The sequence below is a fragment of the Hydrogenophaga sp. genome (assembly GCF_048549895.1).
Classification (GTDB): Bacteria; Pseudomonadota; Gammaproteobacteria; order Burkholderiales; family Burkholderiaceae_C; genus Hydrogenophaga.
On record NZ_JBLYYB010000204.1, the window covers coordinates 1 to 15,974 of the forward strand.

A 15,974-nucleotide genomic window follows, 5' to 3' on the forward strand; every position below is an offset into this window, starting at 1 on the left:
GAAATAGTCCCTCATGGTGAAGAAATATATCAACCCGGCGAAAGTACTGTCATTCGCAATTTTTGGAACGAGCAATCGCCAAGGGGGTAGGCTCAATGCACCCCTCACCGGCTAGTCATCAAAAAATTAAATGGATGAATAAGGCAGTTCGCTTGGCGAGGCCTGCGCCCTTCAACGTATTCAGCTGCAGAGTTCAGTCTCGATATTGATCGGCAGTTTGCTACTTTCACTCGAAGAAATTGATGTCTCTGGCGACTGTTCTGCTTAAAGCCCTTCGACGTTGGTTCTATCGCGGAAAAGTGTTGCTCCCCGAACCAGCCTGCCAGCAGGCACAGTTTTCAATGCAGCCTTTGTACAGAAAAGCTACTCCGCCGGACTTCTACATATCAGTCATGTGATTCTTAAGGACAAGATTTGTTTGGCTGCCTACGACCGGACTGTTCTGACGTTGATCCGCACGATTTACGTTTTCCAAAAGACACGCTGCTATTCATAGCAAGAACTCAAAAAAATCGTGATAGAAAACCGAAGATCCATAGCAGTACTTCTGACCACCTTCGTTGCAGCAACGTCGGAATCGCTCTTAGTGAGATAGCGCAAGCGCCCGCGCACCTTGGCGCGCAAGCGTTGGAAAAGAAGCAGCGCCCAATCAACTGACCGTACGCTGTGGCGCTGCAAACGCGTTGAACATGGATTGAGGTTCCAACTTAGAGTGGCAGCACCCCTAGGCAGGACTGTGGATCCTGGCGAACTGCACGAACCAAACAACCTGATCTGCCTATGCGATGTCGTCTACGCTCAACCCATGTTGACGCATGAGATTCTCAATCTCAGCGATGGCCGCAACTTTTTGAGCCGCTGTATCTTTCTCCACAGAAGCGAAAAAGGCCCCCATGGCGTTGACCAAGTCGTGAAAGCGCTGATCTGACAGCGGCTCTTGCTTGTAAGTAAGGCGCGGGCGCACCGCGGTAGAACGTGGCGTCTTCATTTGAACCCCACGGCCCAGCTGGGCACTATGTTTATTGAGTTCATACTTTGATCTCTGAATCAATCAGTCCGAGCATGACGTCGGCAGTGAAACGCTTGGGCAGGGAATACACGAGCACCGATCCCGCAGCAGGGGACATTTTGCTGCTATCTGAATTCCCGCTAGTCTCACTGAGCTTGACGTGCGGATTGCTTTAGCGGATGGCTTCGATGGTGCGCGCGCACCCGCAGCGTGCAAGTACCGGCGACTATGGTTCAGTGCTCCGAGCATCCAGTCCGCTGGGAGGCGCACGATGTGCAGGGCCACCGGCACCGTGGTGTCCGCCACTCGAACCGCACACCAGTCGAGCGACCAGGCAGACATGCTCGCCACAGCCGACGCCCAGCCAGCTCGTCCACCCCTTGGCAGGTCCAGCTGAACCACGAGCACGGGTTGCGTTGCACGAGGATTGGGGCCATGGAATATCGCCAGCAGTTCAATCGTCTTCATCAGCAGCCCCTCATCAGCAAACTGCCAGCGCGGCCACCTGAGCCGATCCAGTGGGCAACGGCCAGTTGGGCGGGAGCGCGTCCATCTCCACCGGCCATCTCCGGTAAAGCGCATGGTGGCGATGGGTGATCAAGACCGGTCTTGGATGGGCGCCAGAGGCCAACAGCAAATCCACCTCGCCGCTCTGAAGTCGCACGTCGCTGCCAGGGAAGCAGCGAAAGCCCAAACTCTGCGCGGTCGTACGTTGCGTCAGGCGTACTCCGCCCAGGTGAGCCCCCAGCAAGTGATCGCTAACGACCAGCGCCCGCTGGTAGCGCGCCAGATGGTCAGCTGCCTGTGCAGTCGAACACGCACGACCTACAAACCGGCTCACGTTGTCCTGCTCCGCCGGGCTCACGGCGAGCGCCTTGGTTAACTGTGGCGTGCGTTCGAACGCTCGCCGGTACACCCGGGCATCCTCGAGGGCAGACTCCGCCAGCACCGACACCCGATCCTGCATGCCCACAGCGCCTACAAGCGCCGTAAACTGCTTGAGGTAGCGAGCGGTGTCAATCAGCTCCACGTCGTTGGTCACCCAGGCGCACAGATCGTCGATCACCAGCGAAAACCGAACGCCTGGCGCATACACCGGCGCCACCTCCCGGCCAAAAGCATGGATCTGCCGCAACGCCAGCAGCTCGCCCAGGCTTGGCGCAAAGCGCAACCCCGTGAAATCCGCTTCCACACTGGCGTGGTAACCCGGCCCCAGGTCGTAGCAAAAATGCAGGGGCCGCCCGGCGTCCATGTCAGCCTTCAGCAGGGATCGCATGCGCTCCAGATACGGTTGCGCCTGCGATCGGCTGAGGTGCGTGAAGCGTCGCCCACCTAGCGTATGCAGCACCCGGTCCAGGACGCTTTGCGAGGCTGCCGGTGCTGCAAACTGCGGCAAGCGGTCATTCATTGGCTGATGGAGATCTTGCAGTACGCAGGCAAGATACGCTGCGGCCTCCCGAGACGCTTGTGCATCAGCCACCATGGGGCAGAGCCTCGACAAAGCGCAGCACAGCCGCAGGCACGGATCGAGCATCGGGTACGGCCTGCACGCGCTGCGCGCCCAGCCAACGCAGTAGACCCGAGCGACAGGAATGGTCTGCTGCGTCTGTGGGTCCGGAAAGGCTTCCAGATTCGTCCACCAGCGCCATGCCCCCCACATGGGGTGCGAGCCAAGCCAGCACGCTCTGCCGCTGCGGCCCGGGTACGGCCCAGCCGCTGACCACCAGCACATCAAAACGGTCCAGCGGTAGACCTTGCAACGCGAGCCCGGCACCGTCGGTCTGCACTACGATTGCGCCGAGAGCGGGCTTCATCACCGCGGCCTTGCAGCGGTCCAGCAGAGCGGCGCCGCTGCCCTGCACCAGCTCGGTGGGCCAGCCGGCATCCTGCAGCGCCTGCGCTAGGCCCCCCGCCAGAGTGACGTCTTCTGCCTGGGTCAAAACCAACACCGCGGGAATGCGCCCTTTGCCCAGCACGTAGCGGCGCAAGATACGATCGAAAATCCAGGGGTGAGCGCCACCCATCTGGGGCTGGGCATTGACCTCACAAAAGGCCGCTCCCACCTCGCGCCAAGAACGGGCGATGTCGGGTATCAGCAAGTCAAGGCCTGGAAGGTCCAGCCGCAGCAACGCTGCCGCCTGCACGCACAGTGCCACGTTGTCCGGGTGAGCGAGGTGCGTTGCGTCCAGCGACGTGCCTCCGCGCGACGTGTTGGCCGTGCGGCGCAAACGCAGAACTTTCCCTGCAGGCACTACCGAAGACTGCTCAAAGCCCGAGCGAGCCATCAGCTCCAGCGCCTCAGTGTCCAGCTCGATCGGTTTGTACAGAGTCGCCCGGCTATCGATCTGGCGACGCTGTGCGTTGGTCTGCTCCACCAGTTGTGACACCGTGGCCACTCCATTGCCGACCACCTGGGCTGGCTTTCGGTGGGCAATGGCCAACAGCTCACCGTCCATCACATACACCCGGTAATCCTCGCCAGGTATGTGCTTTTCCAGAACCAGCGGGCTACCGTGACGCACCGCGCGCGCGTATGCCGAGCGCAGGTCGACCTCGTTCTGCAAGTCCGCCTCCACACCCAAGCCCTGGTCCAGGTTCACCGGTTTAAGCACCACTGGATAACCCACCTGTGCGGCCGCCTTCAGAGCCGCATCTAGCGAGGCCACCGCCCGCTGCGCCGGTACCGGCAGGCCCGCCATTCGAAAAAGCGCGTTAGTCGCGCCCTTGTCTTTGGCCCAGGCCGTGGCCACTGCGGTGGTGCTGTCGGTAATGCTGCTTTTGAACAGGCGCGCTCGACGCCCCCAGCCCAGCTGGAACACGCCGCCCGGCAGTTGCAGCGCGGGCATGCCCAACGCACCCGCCTCTCGCAAGAAGTGGCGGTTGTTGGTACCACCGGGGGCCCACCGGGCCAGCGAGTCCACCAAGCGCAACAACGCAGCAGGATCGGCCGTGGAGCCCTGGAGCAGAGCGTCCACATGGGCAACCAGTGGCGCCACCACCGCAGAGAGCGCGCCCGGCATGTGCCCGGGCACCAGCACGAGGGCCTCAAGTCGGGCTTTGCGGCCTGTCACCGGGCGCAGCATTTCCAGCACAACGCCAGACCACACCACCATGCCCGCGCTAACCTGCAGGCGAACCAACCACTCGGCCAGCAGAAACGGCAGCGCATGGCGGGCTGCCGGTGGCACGCCTTCGACGCGGCGGGCGGTGCACGCGAAGGGTAACGGATCCAGCGTTGCGTCGATCGCCGTGCAGCACCGGACATCGGCGCTGACTGCCAGTTCCACGTGCACGCGCAGGCACGGCTGGGACAACCCGCGCACATGCCCTGGCACCACCTGCGTGCCCCTCAGTTGCAGCGCGGGCAGTGGCGGGTTGGCGGGAGTAGTGGCGTTCATGGCGCGCAGACGGGTTGTCCGAGGGCATCCACCAGATCGCCAAATGCCTCCCGCATGGGAGCCAGCCAGGTGGCATAGTGGGTCCACACATCTACAGAGCCCTTGAAAATGGGCTGGCGCACCTGCTCCGAACTCGGTGTATGCACCGCGCGCTCGGTTTCCCAGTAGCGCAGGCAACTCGCTTCAAACGGCAGGCGGCAATGCTCCAGCAGGCGGCGGATCTCGGCCTCGGTGTCCTCCACCAGAGTTTCGTACTGGATGTGGTGGACCCGGCCTGGCAGCACCGCGTCAAAGTGTGACATCAGGTCGACATAAGCCCGGTAGTAGCGCGCAATATCGCGCTGTTCATAGCTGTGGTCCACGCCGCGCCCAAAGTTCATCTTGAACAGCGCATACCCGGCCGCCATCGGGTTGCGCCTGATGTCGATGATCTTCGCGTTGGGCAGCATCAGGTGAATCAGGCCCGCGTACATCCAGTTGGCCGGCATCTTGTCAATGAACATGGGCCGCTGGGTCTTGCGCTCGCTGCGCGTAGTGTCCAAGTACTGTCGGCCCAACGCCGCCCATTCGGCAGGGCCCAGGTCGGCCAGCAGCGCGGCGTTCAAGCCGTGCTCCGCGCCCCGCGGGCCCTGGCCGCCAAAGTTGCGCCCAATGCGCAGCAGGTCGGGCAGCTCGCGCGTGCCCTCCACCATGCTGTGGCTGGCCAGAATCTGCTCGGTGAGAGTGGAGCCGGCGCGGTGCAGGCCCAGCACAAACACCGGCGCGGCCGCCTTGTGGCCCTGCCCCGCGCGCTCAGAAAAAAACTCCGCTGTAAACACCTCCTTGGCTTCGGCAACATACGCCTCCAAACGGCTAACGTCGTAGTCGCTCTGGCTGCGACGAATGCTGTTGGCCTGCGCGTAGTGTTCGAACGACGGCGCATACGCCTTCTGGTCCTCAAACGCCTTGCCCAGGGTGAAGTGGATGTTGCAGCGGTCCTCCGGGCTCAGGTCGGTGCGAACCAGCTGCTGCTCCATCGCCGCAACGTCACCCGGTGTGAACACCGCCAGCTTCATGTTCGACAAGGCATGCCAGGCTGCGCCAAAACCTGGCGCCAGTTCAATGGCCTTGCGGTAGGCAGCCACACCCGGCTCCTGCTGGCCCAGCGTCTTGAGCGCCAGCGCGTACTGCATCCAATCCTGCGCCGTGCCCGGGTGTTGCCGGAAGAACGCCTCGTAGACCCCGATGGCGTCTTCAAACCGATTGGCCTGCACCAGCAGGCCGGCGTGCATGCCCAGATAACGCGGATGGTGGGGTGCTCGCTCCAAGCGCGCAAAGCTGTGCAGCAGCGCCGACTCGGCGTCGCCAGCGGCGCGCACGTAACGTAGCAACTGCTTGTGCCCCTGCATAAAACCCGGGGCCAGCGCCACCACCCGCTCCATCAGGCGGCGGGCCTCCACCTCCCGATCTTGCTGGTCGGCCACATCGGCCAGCAGGCCCAGTGCGGCGATGTCTTCAGGCAGCAGGCGCAAGTACTGCTCCAGAATCCCGCGCGCCCGCTCAAAGTCCTGCGCCTTGATGGCCTGCATCGCATCGCGAATGGCCGGCTGCGCTAGCGACTGCTTAAGCACCGGCGCGTAGCGTGTGTCCTTGTCATCCGCCCACCCCTCATGCCCGCGGGCGGCATTTTCGAGCTGCGCGTTGACCGCTTCGAGCGCCGTCTTCATGCGTTCGCGCTGCGCCTGCAATTGCGCCTGCATGCCGGGCTGCGCCACCAGGCCCTGCAGCAACGGCTTGCGTGCAATCGCCGCGTAGGTGGCCACCGCTGCCGCCTGCGCCCGCGCCGGCTCGTGCAAGGCCGAGGCCTGCAGCGCCAGCTGCACCGACTGGGCATACAGCGCATCCTCCTCCATCAGCACCCGGATGAAGTGCACCCACTGGTGTAAGTCTTTCTTATCTGGAGCGGCCAAGTGGTTCAGCTTCAAGGCCGGCGGCAAGTCAAACAGGAAGCCTCCTCCGTTGAGCTGCTCTTCCAGCCCACCCGAGCGCATGGCCAGCACCGGCACACCGGCCAGCAAGGCCTCGGCGGCCACGCGACCAGAAGCCTCAAACCACAGCGACGGCACCAGCAGCAAGGCCGCCTCGTCAAACACACGCTCCATGTCGTCGGTATGCGGAAACCAGTCCACCAGGTCGAGCACCGCCGCGGGCATGCCGTGTTGCGCCCAGTCGACCCGGCCCCATCCGCTTTCCACCGCCCGAAAGCGCACCCCCGGCGCCAGCACCCGCGCCTGCTCCACCAGGTTCAAAAAGAACTGGCCGCCCCTGGCCGGATCCGGGTTGACCATGGTCACGTAACGCTTTGCCTTGCGCTGCGCCACGCGGTCGGGCAGCACATTGCGCAAACCATCCATGGGCCGTTGCACCAGGTCTCGCAACACAAAGGTCTCAAAGCCCTGCGGCCCAGGCGGGTCAACCGCTTCAAATGGCACCACATCGTCGGACAGATCCAGGTCCAGCAACACGCCCGTCGGACGGTCCAGCGTTTCACGGTACAGCGCCACCAAGGCGTGCGAGGGCAGCAAAAACGTGTCCACAAACCGCAGCGGCAGCGCACCCGGCGTGGCATAGCCCGGGTTTGCCAGGTAGAACACCGTGCGGGCTCCGCGCTGCTGCGCCTGCGCCAGCAGCGGCTGCAGCAGCGGCGAGCAGTAGGTCAGCACCACGTCGGGCTGCACGCGATCCAGCACCTCCTGTGCCAGCTCGGTGAAGGCCTGCAGTTCCCAGGGGCGCGCGGCCTTCTGGCGGCTCGAATGCGTCACATACAAGGTGTGCGCCAGGCCCTCGTCGTCCAGCATCACCGTGCTGCCCGCGGGTGGCAAGGGGCTCAGCGCCGGGTGCGCCAAGGCCCGAGGGTATTCCGCATCGCCGTCAAAAAACGTCAGGGTGGCGGCATGGGCCTGCCAGCCAGCCCGGATCAGCGCCTTGAGCTGGGCGCGAACGCTCAGCGCGGCGCCGCTCTTGCGGTCCAAAAGGCAGGTTTCGGAAATGAACAGGATGGTGGGCAAGAAAAAAACTCCAGAGAGCCCAGTTTGAGTGGGGCAGATGCTGGCGCGAACGCCGCTGAACTCAAAAAAAAGCCGCTGGTGACCCAGCGGCGTTGTAATGGCGAAATCCGCAGCTGCGGACCGACGCACAACGCCGACAGACCAAGGCGGCTTGCACCACCCTGGCCTACCGGCACCGCTCGTCAAGCCAGCAACACGGGCAGCAACAGGTCAGGCTTCGGCAAAAAGTTGTTGATACCAAACTCATTGCCCGACGTGTTCAAGGTGGCCAGAAGGTTCAGCTCGTAGGTTTCCACCGTGTTGTCTCCCGTGGTCGATTGCGTGTGCGCCCAGATCGCCGTGACATTGGCGTTGTCTGACGCCGTCACCGCGAACACCGTGGTGTTCAGCGTGCCGTTGTCGCTGGTGCCGCCGAATTCGGAAAGGACATCAAAGTTGAACAATCTGTTCAGCAGATCAGACACCGCGGTACTGTTGTCCAGATCTGCGACCGAGACGCTGCTCTGCATCTGACCCACTAGCCCAAACTCGGTGGTGCTGAGGTTGAACACCTGCCCGGGATCGAGCGCAACAGGCCCGAACGGAAAAATGCTTTCCGCAGCCTGCACCGCTTCCACTGCCCCATCCACTGTGCTGTGAAGCAGCGCCGCTTCGAGCTCCACCCAGTCGTACGCCGTCTGGAAATTGTTCACCACGTCGGCCACCGAGCTGCCGGTGGAGCGCACCGTGAGCACCGAGCTGTCCCACGTGAACGGTGCTATGCCCGCCTGGTCCGTGGTCACGTCGAAGCTGTCTTCACCGGCTGTGCTGTCGGTGAACGCGCCAGCCGCCCCACCGGCGGTGCCGCCGTCGCCCACAGCGCTGCCGTCGCCGATGTTCAGGCTATCGACAGGGTTGCCTGGGCCACCATAGTCATAGATGCCATTGCCATTGGCTACGTCGCCATTCAGGTAGGTGGTGTCCAGGCCCGCGTCGGTGTAAGTGCCCGGGTTTGAGCCGAACAGACCGTCCTGGCCCGCGTTGCTGCCACCCGCATTTGCCTGCGGGGAACCCAGGGTAGCTTCGTAGCCGCTGTCTGGGTTGGTGTGAGTCTGCAGAATGGTGCCCATCTGGGGCGCGGTGATTTTCGCCACAAAGACGTCGCTCGCCGGTTCCCAGAGCGCCACGTCGCTGAGCACGCTGCCGTTACCCAACAGCGAATAAGTGGGCGCCAGGGGCGCCGCGTACTTGAACAACGGTACGGTCGGGTCCAACGGAGCCGAGATGGAGACGTCCGGGGCCGCCTCCAGACGCACTGTCTTGGATAAAGCATCAAAAGTGAAGCTTCCCAGTTCAACGCCCTTCGTGATTTCAAAAGCTGAGAGCAGGACGTTGAGTGCCGCAATGTGGTCACCCATACTAGATGTGTTAGCAGAGCCTTCAAAATCGTGAGTGGCGCCTCCAACACTGAACACGACGGCAATATCAACCTGAGTGAGCACCTCGGGCACCGTGGTCAACGTCACTTCGATGGACTGGCCAGCCTTCACAGCGCCACCCAAGGCAGAGCTTGCAAATCGAGTCAGCGGGTCGTCACCGAAGAAGGTGGCGTTACCGTCGGTGTCTTCGCCGCGGCCGTTGCCCGGGTTCAAGAAGTCTTGGTCCAAGCCCAGCAACGTCCGGTCCTCGCTCAAGCCCGTGATCGCGCTGTCGCCGAAGAAATCTGCGTCGTCGGCCACATTGGTGATGGTGCCGGCAGCCTCCTGCGTGACGTCTTTGGGCACGGTCGTGGGGGTAGGTGTCACTGCGACAGCGTGGTCGACAGCCACACCGGCGGTGACCGTAGCGTCAGCCGAGGCCACCGTCTCGTCTTTGTCCACCAGGAATTCGATCGACCCCGCTGCCAGCTCCTGGGCTGAGAAGCCGGTGGTGATCAGGATCTTGTCGGGATCCAGACCCTCTTGCAGGCGCACCGTGTTATCCAGCCCGTTGGATACCGTGCCCAGCACGTTGGGGCCCCAGAACGCCGCCGTGACCGTGATGAAGATGCGGCCCGAAACGGTCTCGATCGCAGGGGGTTCGACCAAATCGGCGCTCCCCAGAACGGTGGCGATGCCGTTCGCCAAGTCAGCCCGGGTGCTCTCGTTGGTCACGGTGTACGTCACCGTGGTCTTGCCCAGTTCAAAGGTCAGCGTCTTGCCGCTGCCCAACAGGCTATCGAGGTACTGGTTGGTCAAGCCCAGCTCCAGCTGCTGCTTCACATTGTTGCCGCTGAACTCGTCAAAGCCCGCGCGGGTGAAGTCCGATACTGAAAGAGGGTCCACACCGCCATACTTGGCCGTCAGCGTGAGCTTGAGGTTCGCTTCGTCAAGCACCACGCCACCCGTCGCCAGCTTGGCCCCGATACCAGCGAAAACGGTGTCGGCTGCAATGGCGTCATCCAGCTGGGTCTTCAGGTCCTGCAGCAACTCCAGGCGGGTGTCACCGTCCAGTTTGAACATCTGGCCCGCAACCGTAACGGAGACTTCACGGCCAATGCCGGCAATGAGACTCGAGTCATCGAAGCCCGCGTCGAACGTGATGTCGGTCACCTGCTGGACTGCGTCTTCCGACAGCGTGGCCGTGATACCCAGAGCGTCACCATCTGTCACTCCGGTGAAGGTGAACTTGCCCCCAACTCGGGTGAAGGTCACCACCGAGGGGTCGATGGCAAGCACTGCCGGTGTTGCCAAGGGTTGCCCTTCGTTGAGGGCGGTTTCCAGCGCGGACAGCGTCGACTCGGCTGTTGACAGCATGTTCACCGTGTAGGTCTTGCCGTCCACGGTCAGCGACACCTTGCCAGGGGTCTTATCTGCGTCAATGGCTTGCGTGAAATAGTCGGCGTCGGTGGTACTGAACGTCACCTCGGTCACCTCCACCGCGCCAGGGTCGCTGATGGTGGTTTTGCTGATGTTGAAGGCGTGTTCGGTTTTTTCCTTGGAGATCAGCGTGATGGTGCCCGTGGCTTCGTCCAGCGTGGCGGTCACCCCAGGATCTATGCCTTGCACGCCATCTGCACCCGTATCTTCGCCTGCGAGGCGAGAGGAATAGGCCCCGTCAAGACCTTTCTGTTCAAACATCAGGTCTTCGCCACCACTGATAAATTGAGTTCCAGGACCGTACTCGCTGACGGACCAAGTGAAATCAATGACCACGTTCGAACCTTTTGAAGTCGACGTGATGACAAGATCACCTGTCAAGAGATCAATATCTGCGGTTACAGCAAAATTGGCCTCCAGATAGGTCAAGAAATCGGCCAAATCCTTGAATTCCGTTTGGAGACCAGATGAATTACCGTACCAATACTGGCTGTAGGTCTCGACACTGAAATAGCCAGATCCACGTTGAAAATCTGGAATTGGTGAGATATCGGTGTCGCGAACATCGATACCCCAGCTGTCAATCGCAAAGAAACTATTGGGGATACCGGAATTCGGCACATCCACGAAGTTCTGGTAGTCGGCAGAAAAACCACCGTCGCGTTTGATGGTGATTACCGCTGGTGTAGCCTCGGTAGACTGCGCACCCGCGTTGATCTTATCTACCAGTGCCTGCAGGCTGACCGTGGCACCGGCCGCCACCATGTCCTGGGTAACCGTCACGTCGCCAGCGGTCCCGTCAGCAAGATTGGGCGTGGTGTCGATGGTGATACTCAGCGTGCCACCGTCGTAGTAGTCCTCGCCGTCGGTGCTGTAGGTAGCGGTGGCGATCTGGTTCTGGCCCTGGTAGTCCAGCGCCACGTCGGTCACTTCAAAGGTGTCTTTGCCGGCATCCTTGGCCGTCAGCACGATGCTGCCGTTGATCACCTCTGCGCCTTGCAGCAGTTGGGAAAGCAAGGGGTCGATGGCGACATCCGTACCGTTGATGGCCGCGTTGATGGCATCGTTCAGGTTCTGCGTCGCGGTGGCGGCCGAGATTTCGCGGTCGCCTGTGATAGCGCCCGGATCTGTGCCATTGGTCAGGCGGATGTCGTCACTGGTGGAGTTGAAGGTCTTGTTCGATGGCGAGTCGGTGGTGTACTTGACCTGTGCGGCGTTAGACACCTCGACGAAGTCGAGGGGACCGGTGATGGTCAGCGAGGCGAGACCAGAACCGAGGTCGGGATTGACTGCAACCGACGTCACACCCAGATCAGCGGCGAGCGCCGCCAACTTGGCCGTTTCGTCAGCGCCCGTGAAAACCACCCAGCTGCCACCCAGCAGCTTGGCGGCGGCAGAGAAGCCAGAGGCTGTCTGTGGGGCTGCGTTGCCCGCACGGTCTTCTGCAAAGAATTGCACCCGGTAGGTTTCTTCACCCTGCTGGAATTGCACCGTCTGGTACACCGTCACACCGTCACCGCCGGCCGCGCCGTTGTAGATGCCAGTGAGGGTTTGCACTTTATTGCTGCCGTTGATCTGCGCCACCGAAGGGCCGGCCATGTATGCAGAGACAGTCTTGCTCAGCGACCCGTCAGCGTTGCTGATGGTCGCGTAGACCTTGCCGCCCTGGTAGTAAATCCCAACGCCGCGGCTGGTGCCGGCGTCGGTAGTAGCACCGTCGACAAAGGTGGTGCCGTGGTTGCCCGTACTCTCCAGCGTGATGGTGGCGATCTGCTTGACGCCCTGGTAGTCCAAGGTGACATCGCTGATCTCGAAGGCTTCTTTGCCGTATTCCTTCGCGGTCAGGGTAATCGTGCCATCTTCGCCAAGGGTAGCCTTGCTGAGGAGTTTAGACAGCGTCGGGTCGGGACTGACGGGAGCTGACCAAGACGGTTCAAGGATTTCCGGCACACCGTTGATCCGCTCGTTGATGGCGTCCACCAGATTCTGGTTGGTGGCGGCAGCGTCTTCTCCCATCAAGGCTTCAACCGTCACTGACACATCGTCCTCGCCGCCCAAGACACCGTTTATGCCGAAATCGGTGATGGTGACGTACGCTTTACCACCGCTGAAGTGCACATCGGCGCCGCGTTCGGTAGCGTTTCCGTCGCTCAGAAAGTCGTATGCGCCATCTTTGCCGCCGGTTTCCAGCGTAAGTGTGGCTTGCTGCTGCTCGCCCTGATAGCCCATAGATGCGTCGACCAGGAGGGGGTCGGTGGCTTCTGTGGCGGCCGTGAACACGATGCCCGAGCTGAGTATGTTGCTGGCGCCGATGTTGATGTATTCGGACGCAGCTGTGATGCCGATTCCGCCTGATTTGACCGCCACACGCAGGACACCATCAACGTAAGTGACGTCGTACGCGTCGGTGAGCGGCGTTCCCGTGGGGCTACCGTCGAGCTTGATGGAGGCAATCAGCGCCTCCACGTTGTCAAACTGGACATACCGAGCTTCGGTGACCGCGTCGGCAGAGTTTTCGTTGATGAACTCGCCTGTGATTCGCTTGAGGCTGCTGTCAACCTTGTAGCCAAAACTACCAATGAAGATGAGTGGGGACACACCTCCGCCAATCACAGACTCAACGGCGACAAGCAGAGGTCCCTTTGCATTGAGGGAGTAACTGACCGCACTTGGGGAACCGCCCGCGTAGGTATAGGCTTGAGCGACTTGGCTCTCCTCACCAATAGTGGTGCTCTGCGCGACGCTTTCGAGCTCCGCCAATGCGGCTTCTTTGACCGCCGTCACGAGTTTGCCCACAGAAGCGGCCGCATCACCCGCGACCATATCAGCGGAGATGGTCTGGCCGGCGATCTCCACACTCAGCGTGCCGCCTTCGTAATAGTCGGTGTCGTCGGTGCTGAATTCCACCCGGCTGACCTGCTGCACGCCGTTCTGGTCCACAGAAGCGGCATCGACCTTGAAGGTGGGAGCAGCAGCATCGGCGACTGGTGCAGTGGCACCGGTCAGAGTGAGGGTGGTGCCATCGACGGTGACGCCGTTGACGGAAGCCAGCTTGCCGGCAATGTCACCGCCCACCTGGTTTTCTGCCTCGATGGCGGTTTTGAGCGCAGCCACCGACAGCACCGGGTTGGGCGTACCGTCCCTATCAAACACCACATCGGCATTGATGGTTATGCCGTCGATGGTGACGCTGAGCTTGCGAGTGAACTCGGTGGTGTTGCCTTCATTGGTGGCGGTGGGCCAGTCGGCCACGGTGCTCGAGAAGTCCACGGTGACCACTGTGGCAAGGCCAGGGTTTTCAATGGCGGCTTCCACGTCGCCGCCGGCCAGGACGCTGAGCTTTTGGCCAGGTCTGCCGAAGAAGCGCAGGGTGCCGATGTCGGTGTTGACGGCGCTCAGCACGTTGCCGGAGTAGACCAGGAGGTCGGCAGCTGTGATCGGATCAGGCGCGGCGCCCAGAGGTGCAATTGTTGGCACAACTTGCTGCGCAGCCAATTTGGCGGCAATGTGGGCCTCGATGGCTTGCTCAGTGGCCATCACCAGATAGCCGCCGGTGTTACCGGGAATTAGATTGGTGTCGTAAAGCGAGAGGCTGCTGTCGGTGGTGTACCGCTGGCCTGCACCCGTGCCGCCGATGCCGAACAGCACGCTGGTGACCAAGCTGTTGGCCTCTTCAGGCAGCATTGTGCCGCTCAGGCTGTTCAAAGCACCACTCAACAGCAGCAGCGAGCTGGCCGGCATGACGCGGTGGTCTGCGGGTACCAAGTAGCTGCCGTTGGCGTCGAGATCGGCCATGGTCAGCGCCACAGGTGTGACACCGTTGCCGTTGATGAGATCGAGCAAGCTGACCTTGTAGGCCACCACGGCCGACGAGTTGTCCACGGGCACGGTTAGGGCGGCGATGCTGGCAGCAAACGCATCCAGCTCGGTCTTCACGGTACCAGCGTCCAGCACGTCACCCTCCCGGGTGGTCACGGTGTGGCTGTATTCCACGCCATTGATGGTGACGGTGAGCACAGAGCCGGGGCGATAGTCCTGCGGATCGGTGGAAAAGGTGACAGTGGAGACCGGCAGCGACTGGCCGTCGTTGATGGTCTGGTAGATGACAGCGTCGCGCGAGTTGTCGACCGAGGTGAGATTGATGGTGTCGGCACCAACACCACCCACGATCTCGTCATTACCGCGGCCGGCGTCGATGCGGTCATCGCCTTGTTGCGCTTCCACACGGAGGTTGACGCGTTGGTCAAACGAGGTGAAACGCATGGCGTTGGCCAGCTCGTCACCGATGGCGGTCACCTGGGTGGCGCCACGCACCACGGTGGCCGTGCCCGGCAAGAGCATCGCGGCCGTCACGGTGGTGTCGTAGTCGCGCAGGGCATACACCACGTTGTTGGCCAGGTCAAAACCGGCTTCTACCAACGCAGCGGCTTGCGCAACGGTCAGCGGGGAGGTCACGGTCAGTTGCACGTCGGCCGGGTCGCGGCCTTGGATGGCGTCTAGGAATGCCTGCGCAATCGTTTCGCCGGCGTTGGCACCGTCGTAGAGCAAAACGGATTCGGCGGGGACGGTGTTGGCGGCGATCAAGGCCGCAAGCTCCTCGGGGCTCAACGAGCCGCCACCAGAGATGGAGACAAGCGCTGCCAGAGTCTCTGGTTTGAAGATACCAGCGACGGTGCCACCGAACTTGAAGGCGATCGAACCGCTGAAATCAGGGGTGATGGATTGCGGGCCAAACGTGGCTTGCTCTTCGAGCCGCGCAAAGTCCGGGCCACCGTTGGCAGATATCGCCAAGAAGTACAGATCCAAGGGGATGTAGGCCGAGCCAGAGGGGACGTCAAACGATCCGTTCTCATCCAGATCGGACAGGAACACGACGTTCTCAGGGTCAGGGCCGACAGTCGGGCCAGTCTGCGCATCGACGATGAAGCCCAGCATCACCGAGGAGGCAGTGAACGTGCTGCCGAAGATGGCTCCGGCGGTGAAGCTTAACGAGAGGGGACCGTTGTCCACCTTCAAACTGCTGCTGTCGAGAACGGGGGCCGAGGTTGCCAGAGACTCGTTGCGCGCAGCATCGGTGACGGCACCGCCGTTGAGTTGCAGCGCATTGGCGACCGCACTGATGCCGTCGGCATCGATGTCGCTGGCAGTCAAGGTGTATTCAAACACCAGCTTGTCGGTACCAGCGCCCGCCATTAGGATAGCCTGCACCGTTTTGTCGCCGACTTTGAGCGCAAACGACGGCGCACCCCGAACCAGCACCGATTCGTCAAAAGCAACTTCGACGCGAACCACGTCGCCTGCTCCATAGGCGCCGTTGGCATCGGGATTCGACGCGGTAATGGTCACGCCCGTGATCGCCGGCGCTGCGCTGTCAAGGCCGGCTTCGAGGTCGGCAATGCGGTCGGTCAGCGCTGTGAGGTCCCCATCGGCAGCAGACGCAAGCGCATCCAGCGCGGCCTTTAGGCCTGCAATGGAATTGGTCGTTGGCTTGCCAGACGTGTTGCCCACTGCGTTTGTGTCATCTAGGATCTCGGCGGTGCTGGCGGTGTTACTGTCCACCTTCACCTCCAGAGCGTCGATCTTGGTTTGCAGGTCCAGCACCGCTGCAGCCACCGCATCTGCAATGACTTTGTACAGGCCCGTGGCCAGCACCGGTGGCGTGGCGGTCGCGTCGGCTGGCACA

5 protein-coding genes are annotated in these 15,974 nt (G+C 61.9%); all 5 read right to left on the reverse strand.

Translation table 11 applies throughout. From position 1 onward, the window contains the following. Positions 1-778 precede the first annotated feature (778 nt). Complete coding sequence (locus ACN4F8_RS19445) at positions 779-988, reverse strand: hypothetical protein (protein WP_300658798.1); 210 nt, start codon at positions 986-988, stop codon at positions 779-781. A 502-nt stretch (positions 989-1,490) separates the two neighbouring features. Continuing rightward, positions 1,491-2,417 carry a hypothetical protein gene (locus tag ACN4F8_RS19450; RefSeq protein ID WP_300659212.1) on the reverse strand — a complete coding sequence of 309 codons (927 nt, stop codon included), beginning with the start codon at positions 2,415-2,417 and terminating at the stop codon, positions 1,491-1,493. A 64-nt stretch (positions 2,418-2,481) separates the two neighbouring features. Then, on the reverse strand, positions 2,482-4,407 hold the full coding sequence (locus tag ACN4F8_RS19455) for a hypothetical protein (RefSeq protein ID WP_419475081.1): 1,926 nt from the start codon (positions 4,405-4,407) through the stop codon (positions 2,482-2,484). Then, positions 4,404-7,454 carry a sulfotransferase gene (locus ACN4F8_RS19460; RefSeq protein ID WP_300659209.1) on the reverse strand — a complete coding sequence of 1,017 codons (3,051 nt, stop codon included), beginning with the start codon at positions 7,452-7,454 and terminating at the stop codon, positions 4,404-4,406. The genes ACN4F8_RS19455 and ACN4F8_RS19460 overlap by 4 nt, the downstream gene beginning before the upstream one ends. Before the next feature lie 182 nt (positions 7,455-7,636). Beyond that, entirely contained in the window at positions 7,637-15,943 is an 8,307-nt protein-coding gene (locus tag ACN4F8_RS19465; RefSeq protein WP_419475082.1) for a beta strand repeat-containing protein, read from the reverse strand. Positions 15,944-15,974: the final 31 nt, after the last annotated feature.